The following is a 23,937-nucleotide window of genomic DNA, read 5'->3' as shown; positions in this document are numbered from 1 at the left end:
TACCTTTAACTAAATTTCAATGTTACGTCGGGGTTAAGGCGGATTGCCCATTGTTGCTCGGGCGGGGTGGGTGGTGCATGCGTTCAATCTGCCACTCCCGCGCGCTTGGAGTATATCACACCTTTTCCGTAACGGTTATTTAACCCGTCTTTTGGCACCGCGGCGTAGCCATTTGTTTGCGCATATCGCAACAATGGTGCCTCAAGTGTGGAATCATATCCCAAAAGGAAAGCGGAGGGCGGATTGGAATCAAACAGGGCGATCAGATCATCTGCTCCAGCCATGACATAGTGCTGCGCCAGTTCGGGGTCTGTGTAGGGCGCGATACGATAAGCGAAGGGGCCAGTGGCCAGTTCAGCATAGACCGGCAGGTGGGCTTCCAGTGGATAAAGCGGCATCAGCGTCGCGACCGGACCGTCCGGGATCTCACTGTCTGCGACCACGTCCTGCAAGGCTTGAGCGCCTTTTGCGATGCGGCCGGCCGTAAAGCTGTCTGGCTTCGCAAGATTCAGCAGCCCCGGTGCCAATCTCGGTGCTCCCAGCAGTACCATCAATGCGAAACCCGCCGCACAGAGAGGTGCAATAGCCGTACGTTTTTCAGCGGGAACAATGCGATAGACTAAAGCCCCTAAAAGGGGAACAGCAATCAGCGGTTGGATATAGTATTGAGGAAAACCGGGAGTCGGTACAAAGCTGAACAGCGCCGTTATGCCCAGCAGGGCCAGAACCAGTATGATCTGACCTGTTCCATGCCCCAGACGCACAGCATTGGCGCCAGCCAATGCGGCAACGAAGAACACGGCCATCAATCCGACCAACGCCGCACCCCCGAACCAGGTTGCATAGGCCAACAGGACCTTGCCACCGATCCCCATGGCCAGCCCAGGCTCAGACGCGGCGTTGGCTTGCCAATACGCCACATGCGGGCCGGTGTGAAATTTCAGTATATGCGCCAGAAAATCCGAAGGGTCAGAGGCCAGATACCAGAACAAGGGAATGGCCCCGATCAAACCGCCGATCAGCACCGGCAGAACGACCCTGCGTAGACGAGCTGCTAACGGCAGATGCCAAGGCAGCAGGAACGCGGCGATTGCAACCGGTGGGATGAACATCGCAGCACTGACCTTCATACCCGCTGCAATCGACAGGCAGAGACCGGACAGCACCAGCCAAAGGAAGCCGGGGCGATCCCTGAGTGTCTGGACAATAAACAGGCCCAGCCCCCAAGCGGCAAAGGGCAAGGGCAACAAGTTGTTGCTTGCGGCCATCCCCGCCTGAGCCTGCAGCGTTTCGTTGACCACAAGCGTCACAACAAAGAATACCGCCAGAAGGCGTGAGCCGGAAATCCGCCAGGTCGCCCAGCCGATGCCCGAGGCCAGTAACAACCAGGCAAAAAACTGTCCGAAACGGGCCGAGGCCAGAAGGCCCTCGCCCCCGAACAGCAGGTAGAACCCCCTGTAATACCAAGCAGAATTGGGAACATGGTTATAGAAGAAATCGCTGTAAAGGCTCCAATAACCCAAAAGTTCAGCTGGGGGCACGAACATCAGTTCGTCCCGACGCAGGCCATACCCCATGATACGTCCGTAGAGCGCCGCAAACAGGACAACCAAAACGCCAATCGTTACAACCCGCATCAACAGGCTACCACCAGAGCGCACCGTTGTATGGATGTCCGAATCTACGCTCAGGCCAGGGTCAGCGGAATGGGTCATTGCTCATCTTTCTGCGGGTTAGCACGCAAAGCACGTGAGATCAGACCATATGACAAAACAACAGTCGGCCCCAGCGCAATGCCCTGCGCCAGATAAGCATCAAAGCCGAGCTGTAGCAAAGCCCACAGCAGCACGGCGTTAAACGCGTAGACGATGACATAGGACAGCGCGTAGTGCGGCAGCCGCCCATAGCCCTGTACGTAGAACACGAAACGACCATGGACCTGAAAGTTCCAAAGAACCCCGACGATGAACTGGATGGCAAGCGCCACCTGAGGGTGAGCGCCAAACCAGACCAGTATCGAAAATACGGCATATCCAAACAGCGTGTTGATCACACCGGCCCCGATAAACCGCAGGATCCGGTCCCACCCGTGCTGGGTGGGAGTGATCACGCCAGATTGACTCAGTTCTGACATCTTATGAAACGCTCGTAAGAGCCCTTATTTACTCGTAACACACACGGCTTGGGTCAAAGCCGACACAACAATAACTTCAAACAATAGCTTTAGCGGCCACCGACGGTTTCCAAAGCATCGGAGTTTGCAAAGGCACCGACCATCTTCTCGGTCGGGATCGCGGTGATCTTCGACTTGGTCCGGGGTTTGATCAGATCCTTGGTTTCGATCGGACGCAGACCGTTGACGCCATAACCTGGAACCAGCTCTTTCAGCAGCTTTTTGACGCCCAGATCGTCGCCGTCCAGTGCAGCCTGTTCCAGCTTAAGGATCATAGCACGCAGACGCGCAACCGAGACACCTTCGGGGATCGCTGAAGCCACACCCGGGATGCCGCTTTCGCGATGCTCTTCGGTCACATCAAACAGCTCCTCATACAGCTTTTCGCCTTTGCGGATACCGATGAACTTGATGTCGATGTCCTTGTAAGGAACCAGCCCCGCCAGACGGATCATACGCTCGGCCAGATCAACGATTTTCACCGGGCGCCCCATGTCCAGAACAAAGATTTCGCCGTGGCTGTTTTCCAGATTCAATCCTTTGGCCGCCGCAACCAGCGTCAACTGCACGGCCTCACGAATGGTCATGAAATAGCGTTCCATTTTCGGATCAGTGACCGTCAGCGGGCCGCCTTCCGAAATCTGGCGCTGGAACAGCGGGATCAGCGAACCCGACGAGCCCAGAACGTTACCAAACCGGACCGAGAAGAAGCGCGTGGCCTCATCAGTGCCGTTGGTTACACGATCCTGCGCCTGAGCGTAGAATTCCGCAACACGCTTGGTCGCGCCCATGACGCTGGTGCTGTTCACGGCCTTATCGGTCGAAACCTGCACCATCGCAATGGCACCTACGTTGCGCGCAGCATCGGCGACGTTACGCGTACCGATCACGTTGGTCAGAACACCTTCGCACGGATTCAGCTCGACCATCGGTACGTGCTTCAACGCAGCCGCGTTGAAGACCAACTCGGGACGGTGACGTTCGAAGATCTTGTTCACACGGTCAGCGCTGCGAATATCGGCAACATAGATGCGGCGCGAAACTTCGGGGAAGTTCTGGCTCAGGTCCATGTCGATCGAATAGGCATTGTATTCCGTGTTTTCGATCATAACGATTTCCGCCGGCTCGAACGACGCGATCTGACGAGTCAGTTCGCTGCCGATCGATCCGCCAGCACCTGTGATCAGGACACGGCGATCCTTAAACATCTCGCGCAGCATAGAACGCTCAACCGCCTTTTGTGGGCGATCCAAGATGTCTTCGGGGTTCACGGTCCGGATACCGTTGCTTTCGGTGCCCAACTCTTCCAAACCGGTCAAGCGCGACACAGGAATGCTGTTGGCTTCGGCCCAACGGGTCAGTTTGCGGATACCATCGCTTTCGAAATGGGTAACCGGCTCAGTCAACAGAATACGCTGAGGCAGGTTGTCATCAAACTTCAGCCGCTCGATGACGGCATCTGCATCCAGCAGCGAGCCGATGATCTTTACGTCGTGAAAGTACAGGCCTTGCGTGTTGCGGGCGTCATCAATGATGCCAACGGGTTCATATTTTGATTCCGTGTTGCGCAGCGAACGAACAAACAGGTCACTGCTGGCACCGGTGCCAACAAGGATCACCGGGATTTTGCCATTGTCACTTGCGGTGCAGCCCTGAACCTTGCGCTTGAACTCGGTGCTGCGGGCAATGATGCGCAGGCTGCCCAGTGCAGGCACGATCAGGAAGAATTGAATAACATAGACTGCAAGCGGAACTTGGGATGTGACTGCAGCCGCCATGCCGAACAGGGCCAGTGTTGCGACACAGAAGAACGACGCGCGCACGATCAGCGCCACATCACGCAGCGACGTGGACCGGGTGTGACGCTTATAAATGCCTGACATCGGCAGGATCGCCAGCGCAATCAGGCAGGACATCAGAACCAATGGGATCAGTGCCGCAGACGCAGCCGCAGGCAATGCGCCCCCGTTGGCCAGCACCACAGCCATAACAACGGAAATAGCCGAGGCGACAATATCACCAATCACCAAGCGACGGTTTGCGCTCAGCTCAATAAGTTTTTGCTTCAATGTGGATCCGATGTCGCCCAATTTCAGATCGGGTTCGATCGCAGTATCTTTATCAGATCCATTCTTGAGCTTAACCAACTCACGCTCATACATACTCAGTACTCCGGCGTATAAATTGCCCACTACTACCCGACCCAGCAGGACAGATCGAAAACAGCCGATCAGCCGTCAAAGCCGCACTCACACGCCAGCAGAAACCACTTGCCAGCAAGTTTGATTATTTTTGTAAGGTCCCCCTAGACCGGCTCAGGTTTGAAAATCATCAGACCCTTTGCCACAACCCTTTCTCACTCGTACGAACCAAACTACAATGTTCAGCGGCCAACATGGCCACTAAGGTTTCAATATGATTAAAATCTAACATAGCCAACACCGGAGCAAAACGCTTTTTTCACGTTTCCGGCATCGTTTGACCAAAGAAATGCCCTATTTCCCAATGTTCGCACAGCATTCGGTCTGTTTGAGAACTTTTTGTAAACATCTGATCGGACAAGACGCGCCCCACGAATTGGCGTCTTTGTTTCCAGACCGGAAACGTAGTGTGACTTATGACACATAACAAAGCTCAATTGATTCGAGCCATTTCAAGCGGTTTGGCTCTACCCCAGGCCTCGGTGACTCCGGGTTCAATCTCTGCGATCTTGGTCATGTCCTCGCTATAGAACTCGGCAAGGCGGCGCGACAGATCTTCTGACAGCGGCGGATACTGTACCTGACGGGCAACCGCATTGCGCAAAGACCGAACCGGCCAGGTGTGACGAACAGGATCAATGACAGAACGAACCGGTCCAAGGATCTTGCGCAACGGCAAAGGCACCATAGCAGCATTCTTGTCCTTTACCTTTTTCTTAACCGGCGCTTCCAGCTTGCCGGTCAAATTAAGATGCGCGCGTACCTTTTCCAGGTTCCCAATTGGATTGCGGCGAATATCCTCATAGGCCAGCAATAGGATTTGCTCGGCCGGGAACAGATCATAGAACCGTGCCAAATGATGCGCATAACGCCCATCGGACAGGAATCGTTGGTCCGCCGCATACGCGGGATTCAGATAGTCTTCGATACGGTCCGTAACCTCTCCACGACGGAACAGCATGCAATAATCCGAATATGCGCGCTGCACCGGATCACGCATTTGCAGGATCAGCCGCGCATTCGGAGCGAAATCCCGAATGCGCTGCGCGGCCTCGGGCACTGTCAGATAAGAGTTCGACTTCTCGCCGATCAGCGGCGCCTGTTCACATCCATCGAACTGATCCCGATACCAAGCCAATCCTTTGTCGTATTCTCTTGAAAAGAAATGCAGCTCGGGCCCTGGCATATAGATAGCCGGGGTTTGTGTCAGCGAATGCTGCAACCACGTGGTCGCACATTTCGCAGCACCTATGATCAGAAAATCGACCGGTCTGTCAGCGGGCAATGTCATGATGAAACTCGTTAACTAAATTCCCTGGGGCCGAGGCCCACTTAGTTTCTATACTCAATTCGACGTAATAACCGTTTTCCTGACAACCTCGATTGTATCCCCCGGTTGCACCGGATCGGTTCCCTTTACACGCTGCGTTTGCGTATTACCCCCACGGGTAACAATAAACTCAATGGTCGTCTCGCTGGCGATGTCATCCTCGCTCAGATACCCGGCGGCAGCCAGTTCACCATGCAGGGTCGACGCGGTTTGCAACCGGGTCTTCAGCGACGCGAGTTGGCTTTCAACCTCATTCAGTTTCACCAATGCATCTGAACGCGCCGTGTCATCCAGTTGTAACTCATCTCGCTGCGCACGGTTGAGGTCCTGGCGCGCGACCAGCAACGCAACCTCCTGATCCAGACGCTTCGACTCCAGGTCGTTCAGCGCATTGGTCATCGCGGTAACTCGGTTCGACGCAGTCAGCCCCTTTTCCCTAAGAGAGTTGAGATTCTCCAGCTCTTTCGAGACGTTAGCGATCTGCGTGTCGCGCAATTCAAGCTGCTGTGTCAGGCTTTCGATTTGTTCTTTAAGAAGGGCTTGCAGGTCCCTGATCCGTTCACCCTGCCCTTCACGTGCGGCCAATGTTGCCTCAAGGATTTCGCCTTCCAGCCCTTCGGGCGCGTTTGCCAGATCAGCGCCTTTGTCATCGCTTTCCAGAACGGTCAGATCCGCGATCAGCCGCTGGCGCTGTTGTTCCAGCTCATCAATCTGCGTGGCCAACAGGCGAATCTCGCCACCCATGCGCAGCACCTGAATGTCATTGCCGGTTGCCAGTTGAATCGGTGGGCGGATAGGCCCTCCGGCCAGCGCTAGAATCTGCTGTGCTGTCATACCCACGTGGAAATCGTAGGCGCCCGGGGAATTCACGTCGCCCAGCACATAAACCGGCAGATGGCCAATCACCTCAAGCGCAATGCGCGGCGGTTCGACCATGCCGATTTGGCGGCGGAATTTCAGCTCTAGCGCCGCTGCCAGCTCAGCCGGGGTGTGACCCTCTGCTTCGACCTGGCCGACAAGTGGAATCATCAGATCACCGTCACCGGTGATGGTGTATTCGCCGGTTACACCGGTCCAGCTTAGGTAAGTTGTTGAATCCGCATCCCAGCGCATCGCTTTCAAAGACAGCCGATCCTGCGGCAGCAGGCGATATCCCTCGGCCCAAACGGCGCTTGCCGCCAGAGTGAACATCACCAACATCACTTTGAAACAGGTTTTCAAACCTCTGTCTCCCAACTCACTAACTCTACGATCTGTACTACAAACCAAACTGGTGGTTCTGTGATCTTCGATACACAAGAAACGCAAGCTTTATTAGCTGTACGTCAAAAAATCTTCGGGCCCGGTTCAAACCTACACAAGCCCACGCAATCAAGCTAAGCACTCCTGTATTGCGTGACAAGAGAAACGGCCCATCGTTGCGGCAATCCTATTCCTCGCCCCAAATCCGAAACAATGCTCCACTAGCAGTCAAACCGTTGACGAAACCAGCTGCGATGTCGGCGTTATATTCCCAACATTCTCCACAACCGGCGCGATTCGATCAAAGCGCCGCAGACTTCTTGCAAAACACATCCAATTCGAACAGATTGAGGCGGTCTCTGCCCAGGCGATTTAGTCATTGCCTCTGGCGTGTGATTTGTTTGTTGATTTCAAGTGTTGCGGCGCGCCGCGTGTGTTCTGAGTTGGATTGAACTGTGAATAGAGTACCCGAAATTCTGCTCTGCATCCTGTTGGGTCTTATCTCTCTGCCCTTCTTTCTTGTCGCGTGTCTGATTGTTGCAACCTCTGTCGGGTTGCCATTGATGTTTTCACAGCGCCGCTGTGGTCTGGGTGGGCGCGAATTCAATCTGTTCAAACTCCGCTCGATGTCAGAAGCACGTGGCCCGGATGGCGCGTTGTTGCCAGATGATCAAAGACAGACCCGCGCGACGGCCCTGATCCGTCGCTTGCGTCTGGATGAAATCCCGCAATTGCTGCTGATCCTGCGCGGTCACATGGCTCTGGTAGGTCCGCGCCCCTTACTGCCCGAAACCATCGAGAGCTTTGGGCCCGAAGGGCAGTACCGCTGTTCGGTTCGGCCCGGGCTGACCGGTTGGGCTCAAGTGAGTGGAAACACAAATCTCAGCAATTCCGAAAAGCTCAGCCTTGATCTGTGGTATGTGGCACATCGGTCATTGGCGTTGGATTTGCAGATCATGTCAGAAACCGTCGGTGTTGCTCTGCGCGGCGAGAATCGTCGCACAGACCGGATTAAGACCGCCGCGGATTGGTTGCAGCAACATCCGCCACAAAAATCTTCGTTTCAGGGGTCGCCCGCATGAAAACAGTATTTGTCGGGGCTGTCGAAACCTCCCACGCCGCGTTGGTCTCAATTTGTGCCGCCGGGCATGCACCCGATTTGGTCATGACATTGCCGCCTCACCTGTCGCATCGGCATTCCGATTTTGTCGATCTCAGCGTCGTGGCCAATCGCTATGGCGTGCCCGTTGAGTATATCGAGAAAACCAACGCACCCGAGACCATCGCACAAATCGAGGCCCTGAAGCCCGACCTGATTATGGTCATCGGGTGGTCGCAAATCTGCGGTCCGGCCTTTCGCGCCATCCCCAAGCTGGGGTGCATCGGCTTTCACCCCTCGGCCTTGCCGAAGCTGCGCGGACGTGGAGTAATACCCTGGACTGTGTTGCTGCGAGAACGAAACGTCGGATCGTCCCTGTTCTGGCTCGGCGAAGGTGCGGATGATGGGCCCATTGCGGCTCAGGCGCGCTATGCCGTTGATCCGAACAGCGTCACCGCACGCGAGCTTTATGATCGCTCTTTGCGTGCCATCTCGGGACTTCTGCCTCCACTGCTTGAGCAGATCGCCGTCGGAGACATCCCGCGCGAACCTCAACCCACCACCGGGATCAGCATTTGTGCACGCCGTCGGCCAGAAGACGGCCTGATCGACTGGACGCGTTCGGCTGAAGAGATCGAGTGCCTGATTCGTGCTTCGGGCCCGCCCTATCCGGGGGCGTTCACGCAGGGCTCGGACGGTCGGCAGATTGTGATTACAAAGGCCAAATTCTCGGAACCTGACGGGTACTACATCGGCCTGCCCGGTCAGGTGCAGGACATTGATGGCCAAAACTTTACCGTCGCCTGCGGGGATGGGCGCAGCCTTGATATTCTGGAATGGTCCGGGGCGGATATTCCCCCGGCCATACATTCGAAACTAGGAAAAACGTCATGATAACCACCGATCTCATCAGCACCGGGGCCGGACCTGCCCTGGTCATCGCCCCTCACCCCGATGACGAGGTGCTGGGCGCAGGTGGTACTATCGCCCGGCTTGCCGATGCGGGCCGCGAAGTGCACGTGGTTGTGGTGACCCGTGCCAAGCCGCCGAAGTTCCGGGATGAAGATACCCAGATCACCCGCGCCGAGGCGCGCAAATCCCATGACTATCTGGGCGTGACGCAGACCCATTGGCTGGATTTCACCGCCGCCGAGCTATCAGAACAGCCACATTCGGATCTGAATGGCGCGTTGGGCAAGCTGGTGCGTGATCTTGGAGCCGATCTGATCCTTGCGCCGCATCCGGGCGATATTCACATGGATCACCAGCTGACATTTCTGTCAAGCCTTGTGGCGAGCCGTCCGCATCAGGACAAGTACCCGGCGACTATCGCAGCCTATGAGACATTGTCCGAGACCAATTGGAACGCGCCGTATCTGACGCCGCCTTTTGTGCCCAATATCTTTGTCGATATCTCGGACACGTTGGAACGCAAGCTGACGGCCTTTGCGATGTTCGAAAGCCAGGCAAAGCAAGCCCCGCACGAACGCTCGGTCGAGAGCTTGCGCGCGTTGGCGACCCTGCGCGGTGCAACCGTCCACCGGCACGCGGCCGAGGGGTTTGTTCTGGTCCGAACTGTGGTCTGACAGGAGAGTTCGAAATGGCATCTTGGCCCATATACGATCAGGAACAGATAGATGCGGTCAGCCGGGTTCTGGCGTCAGGCAAAGTCAACGCCTGGACCGGACCGGATGTACGCGCGTTCGAAGATGAATATCGCGCCTATACCGGTTCTGCGCATGCCATTGCCATGGCCAACGGCACGGTCACGCTGGACGCGGCCCTGCACGTGCTGGATCTTGAACCCGGGGACGAAGTGATTGTCACCCCGCGCAGTTTTATCGCCTCGGCCAGTTCCGTGATGCTGGAGGGTGGAGTACCGGTCTTCGCGGATGTCGATCCGGTGACCCAGAACATCACCGCCGAAACCATCGCGCCGATGATCACGTCGCGCACGCGCGGGATCATACCGGTACATCTGGGCGGCTGGCCTTGCGATATGGATGCGATCATGGATCTGGCGCGAGCGCATGAACTATGGGTGATCGAAGATTGCGCGCAGGCCCATGGTGCGATGATCAGCGACCGCCACGTGGGCACCATCGGCACGTTCGGATCGTTCTCGTTCTGCCAAGACAAGATCATGACCACGGGCGGTGAAGGTGGTTTGTTGACCACGAATGACCGCGAACTCTGGTCTCGGGTCTGGAGCTACAAGGATCATGGCAAGGGTTACGATACGGTGTTTAACACCGATCATCCCCCGGGGTTCCGCTGGTTGCACGATTCCGGGCCCGGCACAAACCTGCGTATGACTGGTCCATCGGCGGCTTTGGGCCGCGTTCAATTGCAACGTCTGAACGATTGGCGCGCCCATCGCACGGCCAATGCCCGGATACTGGGCGAAGCTTTGGCCACCTGCCCCGCGTTCATGGTGCCAAACCCACCGGACAACGTGACCCATGCCTACTACCGGTTCTACGCCTTCGTACGCCCGCAGGCCCTGGCCGCGGGCTGGTCGCGCGACCGCATCATTGCCGAGATCTCGCAGGCGGGGTTCCCCGCCTTCTCAGGCAGTTGTTCGGAAATCTACCTTGAAGATACGTTCCGCAAACAGGGGCTCGGCCCCGCTGAACGCCTGCCGGTTGCGCGCGAGCTGGGCGAGACTAGTCTGGCGTTTCTGGTTGATCCCGGCTGGTCGCAAGAAGACATCGCGCGTATTGCACAGGTCATCGTTGATGTAGGCAATCAGGCCCTGGCAGGGCAGAAAGCCGGATAGATGATCCTGCACGTGGTCACTGATTTCTCGACTCAGGGCGGAGCGCAAGCGATGCTCGCCCGGTTACTGTCAAATTCCGGCGAACGGGCAGTTGTGGTGGCTCTGACTGAAGTGTCAGATCGGTGCCGCGCGATGGCAGGTAATGAAAAGGTCGAGTATATCTCGCTGCGGGCCCGGTCGCCTTTGTCTTTTCCCCGCGCCATCTGGCAGATTGCGCGTTTAATCCGGACCAACAAACCCGATGTGGTGCTGTGCTGGATGTATCACGCCATGGTTGTTGGCCTGATCGCGCAGGCTTTGTCACTGCGCCATGTGCCGGTGATCTGGACCGTTCGGCAGGCTTTGGACGACCCGGCGGCCTTTACCCGCAGCACCCGGATCGCCGTGCGCCTTTCCCAAAAACTGTCACGGTATTGCGATGGGATCATCTACAACTCGACCCGCGCGTTGGAACAACACGGCAAGTACGGATTTGCACAAAGCAATGCCTCGGTCGTGCCGAACGGTTTTCTTTTGCCCGACGCGCCGACCCCCAGACCTGGCCCCGCACGCGTGGTTGGACTGGCGGCCCGGTTTCATCCACAAAAGGATTTTGAGACATTTTTCCGCGCTTTCGCCATCGCGCGTCAAACCATCCCAGACCTGACCGCGCGGTTGGCCGGGGATGGTGTGACCAGCGAGAACGAAGCGCTACGCGCGCTGATGGCCCAGGCGGGTATACCCGAAGACAGCGTAACGTTGTGCGGCGATCTGCACGACATGACCGCGTTTTATAACAGCATTGATCTTCTCGTCCTGTCCTCGCGCACCGAAGGTTTCCCGAATGTCATAGCCGAAGCAATGAGCTATGGCCGCCCGGTTGTGACCACTGACGTCGGAGACGCGGCAAAGATCACAGGTGATATAGGCTATGTCGTAGCCGCGCGTGATGCCGAAGGGCTTGGACAGGCCCTGACAGATGCCGCGAACTGGAGAGCCGACACTTACGCACAGCGCAGTGTGGCGGCCCGGGATCGCATCGCCTCTCAATACTCTCTCGCCGCGATCGCTGCGTCTTATGATGCGGTTTTGTTTGGCACCACACCAAAGGCCGGGACGTCGACCGCCCCGCATACCGGATAGGAAAACAGGGCCATGTGCGGCATTGCGGGATATCTTGCATTCAACCCAATCGGTCGTGACGCGGGCACAGCCGCGCTGAAGCAGATGTGTGACAGCATCGCGCATCGTGGCCCAGACGCGGATGGCATGTTCGTAGACCCTGAAACGGGCGTGGCCCTGGGGCATCGCCGTCTGGCCATTGTCGACCTGTCCGAGACCGGCGCGCAACCCATGAGTTCGCCCAGCGGGCGCTACTGCATTGTATACAATGGGGAAATCTATGGGTTCCTCGACCTGCGCCAGAAGCTGATTGATCTGGGCGTTACGTTCCGGGGCACCTCGGACACCGAAGTTTTGCTGGCCTCGATGGAGCAGTGGGGCATACGTAGAACTCTGGAACTGGCCCATGGTATGTTTGCCTTTGCGGTGTTCGACCGGCAACAAAACCGGGTTGTCTTTGCGCGGGATCGGCTGGGTAAGAAGCCGCTCTATCTGGGTGTGAAAGGCGGCCATCTGCTGTTCGCCTCAGAACTCAAAGCCCTGCGCGCCCATGCGGCTTTTGGAACACCCGAGGTCGACCGCCGCGCGCAGGAACAATATGCGCGTTATGCCTTTATCCCGGCACCCCTGACGATCTACCGCGACGTGATGAAATTGCCCGCAGGCACCATGGTCGAGGTTCAGCTGGATGCACCCCCATCCTCGGCCGAGGATCTGGTGACAGGGCTGCACAGGTTCTGGGACCTGCGGGAACGGGTCGAAACCTCTCAGGCCAATCGATACACGGATGAGGCGCAAGCATTGGAAGGCATCGAAGACGCTCTGATGTCGGCAGTAGGCGAGCGTATGGTGGCTGATGTGACCGTTGGCACGTTTTTGTCCGGCGGTATCGACTCCAGCCTGATCACTGCGATGATGCAGCAGCAATCCGAGCGCAAAATCACCAGCTTCACCGTTCGTTTCGACCATGACGCGACAAACGAGGCTGATCACGCAGCAGCTATCGCAAAACATCTGGGCACCGACCATCACGAGGTCACCGCGACGCCCGAGATGGCGTTTGATCTGCTGCAGACGCTGCCGCAAGTTTATGACGAACCCTTCGCCGACCCGTCTGCCTTCCCGACGCTACTGGTGTCGCAACTGGCTAGCAAAAAGCTGAAAGTGGTAATGTCAGGCGACGGCGGAGACGAGTCGTTCGGCGGTTATGAACGCTATGCCCGCATGATAGCGATGGAGCGGGTCAGTGCGAAACTACCCGGTCCGGCAGCCTCGGTTCTGGCGGCCTCACCTGCGGCTGTGACGCAGGCAGCCGCGACACTTCTGAAACCGTTGGCCCCGGCCTCGATGCGGGATCAGATCACGCCGGATCGCCTGTCCAAAGTCGCCGCGATTGCCCGCCATCGGGACTTCCGCAGCCGGTATGATGCACTGTTTACCCTGTGGACGCCTCCATCTACATCCGATCAGGGCCTGTTCCGATCATATGCGTTGCCGCATGGGCTCGGCCCGGTGGATACAATGATGCTGCTGGATTCCGAGCTCTACTTGCCCGAAAGCATTCTGGTCAAAGCCGACCGTGCCTCGATGTCGGTCGGGCTTGAGATCCGTGCACCCCTGTTGGACTACCGCGTAGTAGAGGCCGCGTGGCGCGCGCCGGATACGCTCCGATATGACGGTAAATCAGGCAAAGTCGCCCTGCGCCGTCTGTTGGACAAACGTGTGCCGAAAGCGTTGTATGACCGGCCAAAACAGGGCTTTGGCATCCCGCTTAACGATTGGCTGCGGGGGCCGTTGAAATCCGTTGCCAATGATGTCTTTGCGTCAAACAATGGTACTTTCGATGCGGTGGACCGGGCGCAGCTGAAAAAACGCTGGTCCGAGCATCTGTCAGGCAGCCGCAACTGGGGCCCGCATTTGTGGGTGGTGCTGATGTACCATTTTTGGCAGCAGGAATGGATGGCCTAAGGCACTTCCATTTTTTTTGAAGCATCACGTTATCACCAATGTCCCGAGACCGCGAAGCGCGGCAGGGTATTGGTGATTCAATATGAACTGGAAGGGCTTCAAGGCAGCGGGTCGCCTGCCAGAACGCTCAGATATTCCTCAAGATTTGACCAGCCATCACCATCGCGGTCTTTCCAGCCGTCACTGCGGTCATCCGGATCCAAACCTTCGCGAGCCTCTTCCCAGTCATCCGGCAACCCGTCCAGATCACGGTCATTAAGTGCGGATACCTCGGGCAGGTCTGGCCAGCCTCCGGCCTCATCCGGGTGATCGATCCTTTGCCCGTCACAGCCCCGGACGTTTTCAATGATCGACTGGTCCAGACTGTCCAATTCCCGATCCGGCCCCGAACGCGCGCCAACATTGCTCAACACATGTTCCAAAACACCCGAGACAGGTTCGGGAGTGACCGACAACGGGAACGCGGGGTTTGAGACAACATTGGGTCGGGCCGCGACATCCACCACACGACCCTGTTTTGACCTGTCACACAGGATGTCCAGTCGATTGTCCAGATAGAGGTTATCGTCGGCAAAAACCTCAAGCTTGTTGTTTGGCTCAACCGGAAACACTTCAATCGCAGCGGGGCGCGGGCGGTTTCGCGTGCTCGGTCCGGGCAGGATCACGTTGCCCACATAGTTGATCCACGTGTCGCCGTAGAGGTTCCGAAACTCGCCAAATTGCGAGGAGGCATCATAAAACACGTTGTTTACGATATCGACCGGACCCAGAGCGGTTGAAGATACATCTGGATTGCGGTCGCGGTTATGGGCAAACAGGTTCCCCGTAAGGGTGACCCGCCCACAGTCTGAGACGGCCCCATCCTTGGAACAAATCAAGGCGCCTTTCGAATGGCGCCGCTCTGTATGGCTCGATTTGTCCAGACCATAGGCCAGGATGGTGTTGGCGATGGTGATATCATGGCTGGCATAGCGTTCGCTGCCGATCCCGAGGTTCTCATCAACGCCAAACGCGACCGAGACATGGTCAACATAAACATCCGTGCTGCTTTCAATGCCCAGCCCGTCAACACTCGGAGAGGGTTTCTTGCTCGGGCCCGGACGGAATTTCATGAAACGCAGCAAGACATTATGTGAATCGTACACCATCAACGGTGATGACTGCACGTTCCCAACGCGCAGCTGTATCCCCCGTCCTGGCGCAGTTTGCCCGGCAATATAGGTATTCGGCGAAACACGGAGTTGTTTGTCGACAACGATGGTGCCAGAGACAGCAAACACACAGACACGCCCGACACCGGGATGCTGCACGCATTCCCTCAGGCTGCCGCGTCCGGAGTCGGCCAAAGTGGTCACGTAGTACACGCTGCCGCCGCGCCATCCGTTGGCGTATTTTCCGTATCCGATGGCACCGGGAAACGCGATCTGCCCCTTGTCGGCATCATCTGCTATCGCGCCGGGTGCAATCGGCAATATCACTACAAGCAAACTCAGAAACTTAAGGTGGAAACTGCGGAAAATATGCATGCTGGACCTAATCATGTCGAAACCGAAATATGAAACACAAAGGATTGTTCAACCCTCCGGAACAGACCCTAGCGTAGCTTGTCAGGTTTAACACCCCAAACCTATTACATCGGCACTTTCCAGCAAAGAATTGATCGGATTGAGAAACTCCCGCCCCCTCGCTTTGAACTCACTGCGTTTCCAAACCAACCAGGACGCAAGTTCGAGGATTCCGGGCTTTCCCTTTCACCTCGTATCGGTGCAGGATATGGACAAGAATTTTGGGCGGAGCCAGCACGTGATTTCGAATGAGACCTACCGGCATATGCTGACCTTCGCGATCGTAGGGTCACTGGCCTTCGTCGTAGACGCAGGGGTGTTTACGGCTTTGGATACGCTTGGCGCTGGCACGTTTTTGTCGCGCTGCATGTCCATCCTGACGTCTGTGACCTTCACCTGGTATTTGAACCGGACGTTCACGTTTAAAACCCAAACCCCACCCAGTTTCATCGAATTTCTCAGCTATCTGGGCGGCATGCAGTTGGGCCTGATCACCAACTTCACCACGTTCTTTGTCGTGCTCTATATCTCAGAATTTGCGAATACCTATCCAATCATCGCGCTGGCGATTGCGACACTTGCCGGGATGACGATCAACTTTCTGATTTCGAGAAAGATTTTGCAGAAATAGTCACACCACTATAAAACTCAGATATTGCCACGCGAGTACGCTTAATCCACTTGAATACGCCGTTTGTCAGTTGAACTAAATTAATCAGTTGGGGAAACCCGTTCGTGCTTAAAAACTTCTTCCTCATTTGCCTTAGTACGCTGATCAGTCTGGCGGTGCTTGAAGTGGCACTGCGCATTTTTGACCCCTTGGGTTTTCAACCGCATGTCAGCCGCGATCTGGCAAATGTTCCTCTGGTCAATGACGAGAATTATTTCTGCACAGGTGGGCCAAAGCGTCTGATCCCGCATCCGGTGGTGTACTCACGCGAAACGCCCAACCAGTCCTATTTTGAGTTCCGCAACGAAATCGCCACATTCGTCAAGATCAACGAACAGGGCTTTCGCGGTGTGTTCGACCCAGGTGATGGGCAAGAGCGTGTGATCGTGCTTGGGGATTCCTTCATTCGCGGCAGCTTATCTGACGAGACGGAAACCATCCCTGCCCTATTGTCCGAATGGTCTGCAGATACACATTTTGTCAATCTGGGCACCGGCGGCCACGGCACGCTGCAACACGCGCTGACCTATGATGAGTTCAAAAGCCAAATACAGCATGAAACGGTGCTATTGTTCATCTTCAATCGCAATGATCTGGTCGACAACATACGGTTCCAAAAGTGGCAGCAAAACCCAAAGCCGATCTCGCGTGAGCCGACGGCTACACAGAGACTGAAGCGGGCCTTTGCAAAGCTATACGTCGGCAAACTGGTACTGAGTTTCAAAAACGCGCTGTTTGATCAGAACCTGTACCCGTCGGTACCGAACGAGATGGAAGAGACGCTTTTGCTTCAATCCCTTGCGGACCTTTCGCAGTCCGTCGCAGATCAAGGCGCAGAGTTGATTGTATTTTCACTGCCCGATATCTCGGAATTCCTGGGCAAGGATACAATCACCTTCCGGGATGACCCGGTTGGCTATTCTGACGCGGTGCGTCACCTGATAGCGGAGGCGGCTGAACAGAACGGATTTGCCTATCTGAACCTGAAACCGGGCCTTATAGAGATATCCGAAGATCTGAACCTACCTACAGCAGAGCTGTACGGCACACCGGACCACCATCTGCGGGAAATTGGCAGTTTTGCAGTGGCAAATCTGGTAGCCCAATTCCTTCAGGACAGCAACGTTGCCGCGTTTACCCCGGATGCTGAATTTGTGGATCGCATGCATGTCGATCCAGCCAATGTCGCCTGCCCTTAGGCCTCATCAGCTTCACCCTGCAGCGCAAATTTGCGCCCATGCAAAACGATATGCAGCGGGTATTCCGGCAGATGCATAGAATGCAGGCGGCGCTCGAACTCCTCGGCGTCAATATCCACCGGCAATTGCTGCATGGCTGAAAGCTCTTTCATCCTGCGCGCCTCACCGCGCCAGGCTTCGTTGACCGAGGCTTTGATCTGATCCGCGAGGTAAGTTTCGCCACCGGCTGCGACCCCACCAATCACCTCTTGCAGCAGGTGGTAGAGATAGAGATGCGTACGCGCCAGAACAGATCGCAGCCCATCCTTTGGCAATAACGGAAACCGCAACGCTTTTATGATCGTACCGTTATCGACCTTGGTGTTGATCAGATGGGCCGTCACACCATACTGATCCGCCCCTTCATACAGCGCGAAGTTGATACAACCGCTGCCGGGGTATTCCGGCGGGCCCGGATGGAAGTTTATCGCAGCGACCGAGGCCGCCTCGATCATCGCCTGATCCAGAATAAAGTAGCTGCGAAAACAAAAGATATACTCACCCCGCCAGTCACGCACCCAGGTCGGCAGGCCCTGCCCCAGACCTTTGGATTCAACATAGCTGACGTCAAAGCCTGCAAAGTTCAGAAATTCCAGCGCCTTTTGGGTGCCTTCACAATTCTCGCGGCCAAAGAACAGGACTTTGGCGCCATTGGTATGGGTCTTTTGCTGAGTTTCGTTCGTCATCACGTCCACGCGTCCAAATCACGCCCCGCCTTTGTTGGGGTCTTGTTGGTCGGGACTATGACATACAAAAATCGCCTGCTCTAGGGCAGGTTTGGAAAGGCCCGCACCGGTTTGGCGCGGGCCTGTTTGTTTAGTCAATGATAGCGTTCAGCGTGGCGCTGGGGCGCATTACAGTTGCCGCCTTTGCCGGGTCGGTGTGATAATACCCACCCAGATCAGCCGCAGCACCTTGGGCCGCTGCCAGTTCGGCCAGAATCTGCTCTTCCTTGGCCGCCAGTTCTCTGGCAACCGGTGCAAATTCTGCGGCCAGATCGGCATCGTCACTTTGCGCTGCCAGCGCTTCGGCCCAATAGCGGGCGAACCAGTAATGGCTGTCGCGGTTGTCAGGCTGGCCAACTTTGCGGCTGGGCGACTTGTTGTTGTCCAGAATACCCTGGGTTGCAGCCTCGGTCGCTGCGCCCAACACGCCGGCCTTGGCGTTGCCTTTGCTATCAGCCAGGAAGTTTAGCGATTCACCCAAGGCGCAGAATTCACCCATGGAATCCCAGCGCAGGTGGTTTTCCTCAACCAACTGTTGCACGTGTTTCGGGGCCGAGCCGCCGGCGCCTGTTTCGAACAGACCGCCGCCATTCATCAGCTTGACAATGGACAGCATCTTGGCCGAGGTGCCCAGTTCCAGGATCGGAAACAGGTCAGTCAGGTAGTCGCGCAGCACGTTCCCGGTAATAGCAATCGAGTCTTTGCCCGCAGTAATCGTCTCCAGCGACTGACGGGTCGCTTCTCGCGGGGCCATGATCTGGAACTTGTCGGCAACGCCTGCCGCCTCAAGCGCGGGTTCGACGTATTTGATCAGCTCGGCGTCGTGGGCGCGGTTGGCGTCCAGCCAGAAAATGGCTTCGGACTCCGTCAGGCGCTGACGGTCCATGGCCAGCTGGATCCAGTTTTCAATGGGGGCCTTCTTGACTGTGCAAGACCGCCAGATATCGCCCTGCTCGACGTCGTGCGAATGCAGCATCTCGCCATTAGCCAGAACGATACGGATAGTGCCGTCGGCAGGGGCCTGGAACGTGGTCGGGTGCGAGCCATATTCCTCGGCTTTCTGAGCCATCAGGCCAACATTGGCCACGGCTCCGGCAGTTGCTGGGTTCAGCGCACCATTGGCTTTGAAGAACTTGATCGATTCATCATAAACCGGCGCATAGCAGCGGTCGGGGATCACGCAGTTGGTGTCGCCCTTGGCACCGGTCTCGTCCCAGCCCTTGCCGCCCGCGCGGATCACGGCGGGCATCGAGGCGTCGATGATCACGTCCGACGGGACGTGCAAGTTGGTGATGCCTTTGTCGCTGTCGACCATATACATGGACGGGCGGTCGCCCTTGATCGAGTCAATGGCGGCCATGATGTCGGCATTGCCCTGAACACGCTCCAGCAGATCACCAAGGCCTGAGTTCGGGTTCACGCCCAGTTCGTCCAGCTCGGCGCCGAACTTCTCGAACACCGGGGCCAGCCACGCCTTGACCGCATAGCCAAAGATGATCGGGTCACTGACCTTCATCATGGTGGCCTTCATATGCAGCGAGAACATGGTGCCGTCTTTTTTGGTGTCCTCGATCGCGTCCGCCAGGAACGCAGACAGCGCCTTGACCGACATGAAGGTCGCGTCGGCCACGGTGCCCTCAGCGAGCGGCCAGCCGTCTTTCAGAACGGTCACGCTGCCATCCCTGCCGACAAATTCGATCTTCGCATCGCCGGCCTGAGCCGCCGTGATGGTCGCCGATTTCTCGTTTGCGTAAAAGTCGTTGCCCGGCATGGACGACACTTTGGTTTTGCTGTCCGAGGACCAATCACCCATCGAATGCGGGTTCTTCTGGGCGTAATTCTTCACCGCCCGCGCCGCACGGCGGTCGCTGTTGCCTTCACGCAGAACCGGGTTCACCGCCGAGCCCTTGATGGCATCATAGCGCGCACGGATCGCCTTTTCTTCGTCGGTTGAGGGTTCTTCGGGGTAGTTCGGAATGTCATAGCCTTGCGATTGCAACTCTTCGATGGCCGCAACCAGCTGGGGCACCGAGGCCGAGATGTTCGGCAGTTTGATCACATTGGCATCCGGCGTCTTCACCAGCTCGCCCAAAGCGGCCAAATCATCGGTGATGCGCTGCGCGTCTGTCAGGTTCTCGGGGAAGGTCGCCAGAATACGACCTGCCAGCGAAATATCCTTGGTTCCCACACTGACACCCGCCGCCGAGGCGAACTTGCGAATGATGGGCAGAAACGACGCGCTGGCCAGTTCGGGCGCTTCGTCTACAATGGTATACAATATGTCGAAGTTCGATTTATCTGCCATATTCTTTTACCTTTTTTAAGCCTTTCGGGGCGTGCGATCCAAGAGTTGTGGCCACATCATCGCGGCGAGAGAGAGGCAGATCAATGCTATTGCCCCTGGGTGACTCTGATTTGACAGGGCCTCCCTTAAATCAGGTTGTCATGGGAATCAATCACTCAAGGACGCGCGATTTGCCACGGGTGGCAGGATCAGGTCGCGAAGGACGTCGGATGCAAGCAACGGGCCCGCTGCTTACCTAAACCGAAGCCCCGTCTCAGGATCAAACACCATAACCCGGTCGGGATCGACCGTGATGCCGATCCGCTCACCGTTGGAGCTGCGCTGATCGTCGCGTTCTTCGACGATCAGTTTGTCGCCATTTGGCGTCAGCAAATAGGAATAGGAGACCCCACCCAGCGCCTCGGTCAGATCAACCGTACAGGTTTCGGCGGAACGGTCGATCTGGATATGTTCAGGCCGCATACCCAATGTCACCTTGTTCAGGCCAGCGGGAACGTTGGCTGAAACCGGCAAAGGTCGGCTCAACGCGGGATGCGTCACATGACCATCGGAGTAGTCACATTCTAGAAAGTTCATCGCGGGCGATCCGATGAACCCGGCAACAAAGCGGTTGTCAGGATCGCGGTACAGGTCCATCGGGGCACCCACCTGTTCGACCCGTCCGTCTCGTAGCACGACAATCTTGTCGGCCATGGTCATCGCTTCGACCTGATCATGGGTCACATAGATCATCGTGGCCCCGATTTCCTGATGCAGACGGGCAATTTCCACGCGCATCTCAACCCGCAATTCGGCGTCTAGGTTTGAGAGTGGTTCGTCAAACAGAAACACCTCGGGGCCGCGCACGATCGCGCGTCCGATGGCCACGCGCTGACGCTGACCGCCGGACAGGGCCTTGGGTTTGCGTTTCAGGTATTGATCCAGCTTCAGGATGTTCGAGGCTTCCTGAACCTTCTTGTCGATCTCACCCTTGGCCACACCGTTCATGCGCAGGCCAAACCCCATATTCTCGGCCACGGTCATGTGCGGGTAAAGCGCATAGGTTTGAAACACCATTGCCACGCCGCGCTTGGCCGGATCCACATGGGTCACCTCACGCGCACCGATATGGATTTGACCTTCGGACGTTTCTTCAAGCCCCGCAATCATCCGCAACAAAGTGGACTTGCCACAGCCCGAGGGGCCGACAAACACACAGAACTCTCCATCTTCGATCTGCAGATCAATGCCGTGAATGACCTGAGTCTGGCCATATCGTTTGATCGCTTGGTTCAGAGTTACACCTGTCATGTCCCTTGCATCCTGTCGTCCAGAGTGTTCGGGCGGGTCTCGGGGAACCGCCACGCCTGTGCCTCGGCCCCGATCTGTTCGGCAACGCGCCGAACCCGGGGAACCCAGGCTTCCAATTGTTCGAAATTCATTCGGTCGGTTGAGCCTGTCACAGAAATCGCACCCAACATCCGCCCACCGGTCGTGAGAATCGGGCAAGCGATACAGATGATGCCAGGCTCATGCTCTTCGTCATCCACGGCAAAACCGCGCGCGCGAATACGGTCGAGATCAGCGCGCAGGGCCTGCTCTGACGTCAACGTCTTGTCGGTGAAACGGTGGTAGCTTTGCTGCGACACCGCCTTGTTCAGCGCTTCTTCTCCTAGAAAGGCCATCATCGCTTTGCCGACGCCGGTGCAATAGGCTGGTCCGACTTTGCCGGCCTGCGAATACATCTCGACCGGCTGCGCGGCGTTGCGTTTGTCGACATACAAAACCTGGCTGGAATCGAGCTGTGCCAGATGTACTGTCTCGCCTGTTTCCCGGCTCAGAGAATCCAGGAATGGCCGCGCGATTGGGGCCAAAGAGCTTTGCGTCCAGGCCACATGGGCCAGACGCACCAACCGCAAACCGGGCGTATAGGTCTGCCGATCCGGGTCGTAGGAAAGCATGCCCTGATTGGTCAGGCTTTGCAGAAACCTGTACAGCGTCGCCTTGGGGAAATCGCTGCGGTCCAGCAGTTCCGCAAACCGAACCGGGCGTTCGAACGACGCCACCTGATCCAGCACATCACATGCTTTGCCTATTGTTCCGTCACCTGCCACGGGTGCGAGATCTCCTCCGTTTGACCCTCTCCATCCTCACGAGGGTCTTGACAAGACTAGCCGAGTCGATGTGTAGTTTTCAATATATAAAACTAGGTTTCAATATATGAAACCAAAATGGAAGCTTAAGGGAGGAAACCATGCATTCCATGTTCAAGCGCACTGCGGCTGCTCTAGCGGCTAGTGTGGCACTTGCTGCGCCCGTAGCGGCCGAGCTGACCGGCGAGCTGCGGATTTTCCTCGATACATCGAACCCGGCGCCCCGTGCGACGATGGAGGCGATGATCGAGCGGTTTGCGGCCGAGCACCCGGGGCTTGAGATCGAGACCACCGTGATCGACCGCGAAGCCTACAAGACCCAGATCCGCAACTTCCTGACGGCGGACACGCCTGATGTGGCAACATGGTACGCGGCCAACCGCATGAAGCCTTATGTCGAAGCTGGTCTGTTCGAAGACGTCTCGGACCTTTGGGCCGAGCCTGAAATTGCTGATAACCTTGCCTCGACCAAAGGCGCGATGACCATCGATGGCAAGCAATGGGGCGTACCCTATACCTACTACCAGTGGGGTGTTTACTACCGCAAAGATATCTTTGATGAGCTGGGCCTGAGCGAGCCGACCACTTGGGAAGAAGAACTGGCGAACTGCCAGAAGATCGTCGACTCCGGCCGTGCCTGCTATACCATTGGCACCAAGTTCCTGTGGACCGCCGGTGGTTGGTTCGACTACCTGAACATGCGCACCAATGGCTATGACTTCCACAATCAGCTGGCCAATGGCGAAATCAGCTGGGAAGACGACCGGGTCAAGCAGACCTTCGCCAACTGGAAGCAGTTGATCGACATGGGTGCCTTCATCGACAATCACCAGACCTATAGCTGGCAAGAGGCCCTGCCCTTCATGGTCAACGGCGAAGCCACTGCTTACCTGATGGGCAACTTTGCCGTAGCACCGCTGCGCGAGGCTGGCCTGACCGATGATCAACTGGACTTCTATCAGTTCGTTGCCATCAACCCCGATGTCGAATTGGCAGAAGACGCACCGACCGACACCTTCCACATTCCGGCCAACGCCTCGAACAAGGAAGCCGCGCGCGAGTTCCTGCGCTTCGTTGTTTCGGCGGATGAGCAGACCGAAATCAACAATGGTGCAAACCTGGGTCAGCTGCCTGTGAATGCGCAATCCTCGGTGGATGACGACAAGTTCCTGCAGCAGGGCTTCACCATGCTGTCTTCGAACAGCCCAGGCGGCGTTGCTCAGTTCTGGGATCGTGACGCGCCTGCGGAAATGGCCAAAGTGTCGATGGAAGGTTTCCAGGAGTTCATGGTCAAGCCGGACGATGCTGACCGTGTTCTGGCTAAACTGGAACGAGCGCGCCAGCGCATCTACGACAACTAAACGGATCAGGCCGGGCTGAAGCCCGGCCTACCCAAAATGCTATCGCAA

At 56.8% G+C, this 23,937-nt stretch carries 19 protein-coding genes; 9 read left to right on the top strand and 10 right to left on the bottom strand.

Features of this window, described 5'->3' with window-relative positions:
- Positions 1–83: 83 nt before the first annotated feature.
- The 5 genes from ACR0JX_RS12165 to ACR0JX_RS12145 form a co-directional block, all read right to left on the bottom strand.
- Positions 84–1,715: a hypothetical protein gene (locus ACR0JX_RS12165; RefSeq protein ID WP_480544054.1), complete on the bottom strand. Its 1,632-nt coding sequence runs from the start codon at positions 1,713–1,715 to the stop codon at positions 84–86.
- Entirely contained in the window at positions 1,712–2,134 is a 423-nt protein-coding gene (locus tag ACR0JX_RS12160; protein ID WP_480544053.1) for a GtrA family protein, read from the bottom strand. The genes ACR0JX_RS12165 and ACR0JX_RS12160 overlap by 4 nt, the downstream gene beginning before the upstream one ends.
- Before the next feature lie 89 nt (positions 2,135–2,223).
- Positions 2,224–4,335: a polysaccharide biosynthesis protein gene (locus ACR0JX_RS12155; protein ID WP_480544052.1), complete on the bottom strand. Its 2,112-nt coding sequence runs from the start codon at positions 4,333–4,335 to the stop codon at positions 2,224–2,226.
- A 472-nt stretch (positions 4,336–4,807) separates the two neighbouring features.
- Positions 4,808–5,665: a sulfotransferase family protein gene (locus tag ACR0JX_RS12150; RefSeq protein WP_480544051.1), complete on the bottom strand. Its 858-nt coding sequence runs from the start codon at positions 5,663–5,665 to the stop codon at positions 4,808–4,810.
- 54 nt (positions 5,666–5,719) lie between these two features.
- A complete protein-coding gene (locus ACR0JX_RS12145) occupies positions 5,720–6,925 on the bottom strand; it encodes a polysaccharide biosynthesis/export family protein (RefSeq protein WP_480544050.1) in 1,206 nt (401 codons plus the stop codon).
- Positions 6,926–7,401: 476 nt separating this feature from the next.
- Between ACR0JX_RS12145 and ACR0JX_RS12140 the strand changes: the two genes are divergently transcribed.
- From ACR0JX_RS12140 to asnB, 6 genes are read left to right on the top strand one after another with little or no spacing between them, the layout of a single operon-like run.
- Positions 7,402–8,028 carry a sugar transferase gene (locus ACR0JX_RS12140; protein ID WP_480544049.1) on the top strand — a complete coding sequence of 209 codons (627 nt, stop codon included), beginning with the start codon at positions 7,402–7,404 and terminating at the stop codon, positions 8,026–8,028.
- Complete coding sequence (locus ACR0JX_RS12135; protein WP_480544048.1) at positions 8,025–8,939, top strand: methionyl-tRNA formyltransferase; 915 nt, start codon at positions 8,025–8,027, stop codon at positions 8,937–8,939. The genes ACR0JX_RS12140 and ACR0JX_RS12135 overlap by 4 nt, the downstream gene beginning before the upstream one ends.
- A complete protein-coding gene (locus tag ACR0JX_RS12130; protein WP_480544047.1) occupies positions 8,936–9,631 on the top strand; it encodes a PIG-L deacetylase family protein in 696 nt (231 codons plus the stop codon). The genes ACR0JX_RS12135 and ACR0JX_RS12130 overlap by 4 nt, the downstream gene beginning before the upstream one ends.
- A 14-nt stretch (positions 9,632–9,645) precedes the next feature.
- Complete coding sequence (locus ACR0JX_RS12125) at positions 9,646–10,824, top strand: DegT/DnrJ/EryC1/StrS family aminotransferase (RefSeq protein ID WP_480544046.1); 1,179 nt, start codon at positions 9,646–9,648, stop codon at positions 10,822–10,824.
- Positions 10,825–11,946 (top strand): glycosyltransferase, encoded by a 1,122-nt coding sequence (locus ACR0JX_RS12120; RefSeq protein ID WP_480544045.1) that lies wholly within the window; start codon positions 10,825–10,827, stop codon positions 11,944–11,946.
- A 12-nt stretch (positions 11,947–11,958) separates the two neighbouring features.
- Complete coding sequence (gene asnB / locus ACR0JX_RS12115) at positions 11,959–13,893, top strand: asparagine synthase (glutamine-hydrolyzing) (protein WP_480544044.1); 1,935 nt, start codon at positions 11,959–11,961, stop codon at positions 13,891–13,893.
- Between the two features lie 98 nt (positions 13,894–13,991).
- Here asnB and ACR0JX_RS12110 read toward each other — a convergent pair whose 3' ends face one another.
- The gene (locus tag ACR0JX_RS12110; RefSeq protein WP_480544043.1) at positions 13,992–15,419 is read right to left on the bottom strand and encodes a pectate lyase family protein; all 1,428 of its coding nucleotides are present in this window, start codon (positions 15,417–15,419) and stop codon (positions 13,992–13,994) included.
- A 247-nt stretch (positions 15,420–15,666) separates the two neighbouring features.
- Between ACR0JX_RS12110 and ACR0JX_RS12105 the strand changes: the two genes are divergently transcribed.
- The gene (locus ACR0JX_RS12105) at positions 15,667–16,089 is read left to right on the top strand and encodes a GtrA family protein (RefSeq protein WP_480544042.1); all 423 of its coding nucleotides are present in this window, start codon (positions 15,667–15,669) and stop codon (positions 16,087–16,089) included.
- A gap of 164 nt (positions 16,090–16,253) precedes the next feature.
- Entirely contained in the window at positions 16,254–17,327 is a 1,074-nt protein-coding gene (locus tag ACR0JX_RS12100) for an alginate O-acetyltransferase AlgX-related protein (protein ID WP_480544041.1), read from the top strand.
- On the opposite strand, the gene ACR0JX_RS12095 is transcribed toward ACR0JX_RS12100, so the two are convergent.
- The 4 genes from ACR0JX_RS12095 to ACR0JX_RS12080 form a co-directional block, all read right to left on the bottom strand.
- Positions 17,324–18,052: a formyltransferase family protein gene (locus ACR0JX_RS12095; RefSeq protein WP_480544040.1), complete on the bottom strand. Its 729-nt coding sequence runs from the start codon at positions 18,050–18,052 to the stop codon at positions 17,324–17,326. The two genes, ACR0JX_RS12100 and ACR0JX_RS12095, sit on opposite strands and share 4 nt — an antisense overlap.
- Positions 18,053–18,182: 130 nt before the next feature.
- On the bottom strand, positions 18,183–20,396 hold the full coding sequence (locus ACR0JX_RS12090; protein ID WP_480544039.1) for an NADP-dependent isocitrate dehydrogenase: 2,214 nt from the start codon (positions 20,394–20,396) through the stop codon (positions 18,183–18,185).
- A 231-nt stretch (positions 20,397–20,627) separates the two neighbouring features.
- The gene (locus ACR0JX_RS12085) at positions 20,628–21,686 is read right to left on the bottom strand and encodes an ABC transporter ATP-binding protein (protein ID WP_480544038.1); all 1,059 of its coding nucleotides are present in this window, start codon (positions 21,684–21,686) and stop codon (positions 20,628–20,630) included.
- Entirely contained in the window at positions 21,683–22,489 is an 807-nt protein-coding gene (locus ACR0JX_RS12080) for an IclR family transcriptional regulator (protein ID WP_480544037.1), read from the bottom strand. Before ACR0JX_RS12080 ends, ACR0JX_RS12085 begins: the two co-directional genes overlap by 4 nt.
- 140 nt (positions 22,490–22,629) lie before the next feature.
- Between ACR0JX_RS12080 and ACR0JX_RS12075 the strand changes: the two genes are divergently transcribed.
- Positions 22,630–23,889, top strand: coding sequence for an ABC transporter substrate-binding protein (locus tag ACR0JX_RS12075; protein WP_170534866.1), 1,260 nt, complete (start codon positions 22,630–22,632; stop codon positions 23,887–23,889).
- Positions 23,890–23,937 lie beyond the last annotated feature (48 nt).

The sequence above is a fragment of the Ruegeria sp. AH7 genome, assembly GCF_056541325.1.
This window is presented reverse-complemented; position numbering and strand designations above follow the sequence as displayed.

Excerpts from the sequence above, each read along its gene's own strand:
- ACR0JX_RS12130 (WP_480544047.1), top strand. The coding sequence starts at position 8,936 with ATGATAACCACCGATCTCATCAGCACCGGGGCCGGACCTGCCCTGGTC.
- ACR0JX_RS12090 (WP_480544039.1), bottom strand. The coding sequence starts at position 20,396 with ATGGCAGATAAATCGAACTTCGACATATTGTATACCATTGTAGACGAA.
- ACR0JX_RS12165 (WP_480544054.1), bottom strand. The coding sequence starts at position 1,715 with ATGACCCATTCCGCTGACCCTGGCCTGAGCGTAGATTCGGACATCCAT.
- asnB (WP_480544044.1), top strand. The coding sequence starts at position 11,959 with ATGTGCGGCATTGCGGGATATCTTGCATTCAACCCAATCGGTCGTGAC.
- ACR0JX_RS12155 (WP_480544052.1), bottom strand. The coding sequence starts at position 4,335 with ATGTATGAGCGTGAGTTGGTTAAGCTCAAGAATGGATCTGATAAAGAT.
- ACR0JX_RS12085 (WP_480544038.1), bottom strand. The coding sequence starts at position 21,686 with ATGACAGGTGTAACTCTGAACCAAGCGATCAAACGATATGGCCAGACT.
- ACR0JX_RS12135 (WP_480544048.1), top strand. The coding sequence starts at position 8,025 with ATGAAAACAGTATTTGTCGGGGCTGTCGAAACCTCCCACGCCGCGTTG.
- ACR0JX_RS12160 (WP_480544053.1), bottom strand. The coding sequence starts at position 2,134 with ATGTCAGAACTGAGTCAATCTGGCGTGATCACTCCCACCCAGCACGGG.
- ACR0JX_RS12150 (WP_480544051.1), bottom strand. The coding sequence starts at position 5,665 with ATGACATTGCCCGCTGACAGACCGGTCGATTTTCTGATCATAGGTGCT.
- ACR0JX_RS12075 (WP_170534866.1), top strand. The coding sequence starts at position 22,630 with ATGCATTCCATGTTCAAGCGCACTGCGGCTGCTCTAGCGGCTAGTGTG.
- ACR0JX_RS12110 (WP_480544043.1), bottom strand. The coding sequence starts at position 15,419 with ATGCATATTTTCCGCAGTTTCCACCTTAAGTTTCTGAGTTTGCTTGTA.
- ACR0JX_RS12095 (WP_480544040.1), bottom strand. The coding sequence starts at position 18,052 with ATGACGAACGAAACTCAGCAAAAGACCCATACCAATGGCGCCAAAGTC.
- ACR0JX_RS12125 (WP_480544046.1), top strand. The coding sequence starts at position 9,646 with ATGGCATCTTGGCCCATATACGATCAGGAACAGATAGATGCGGTCAGC.
- ACR0JX_RS12120 (WP_480544045.1), top strand. The coding sequence starts at position 10,825 with ATGATCCTGCACGTGGTCACTGATTTCTCGACTCAGGGCGGAGCGCAA.
- ACR0JX_RS12105 (WP_480544042.1), top strand. The coding sequence starts at position 15,667 with ATGGACAAGAATTTTGGGCGGAGCCAGCACGTGATTTCGAATGAGACC.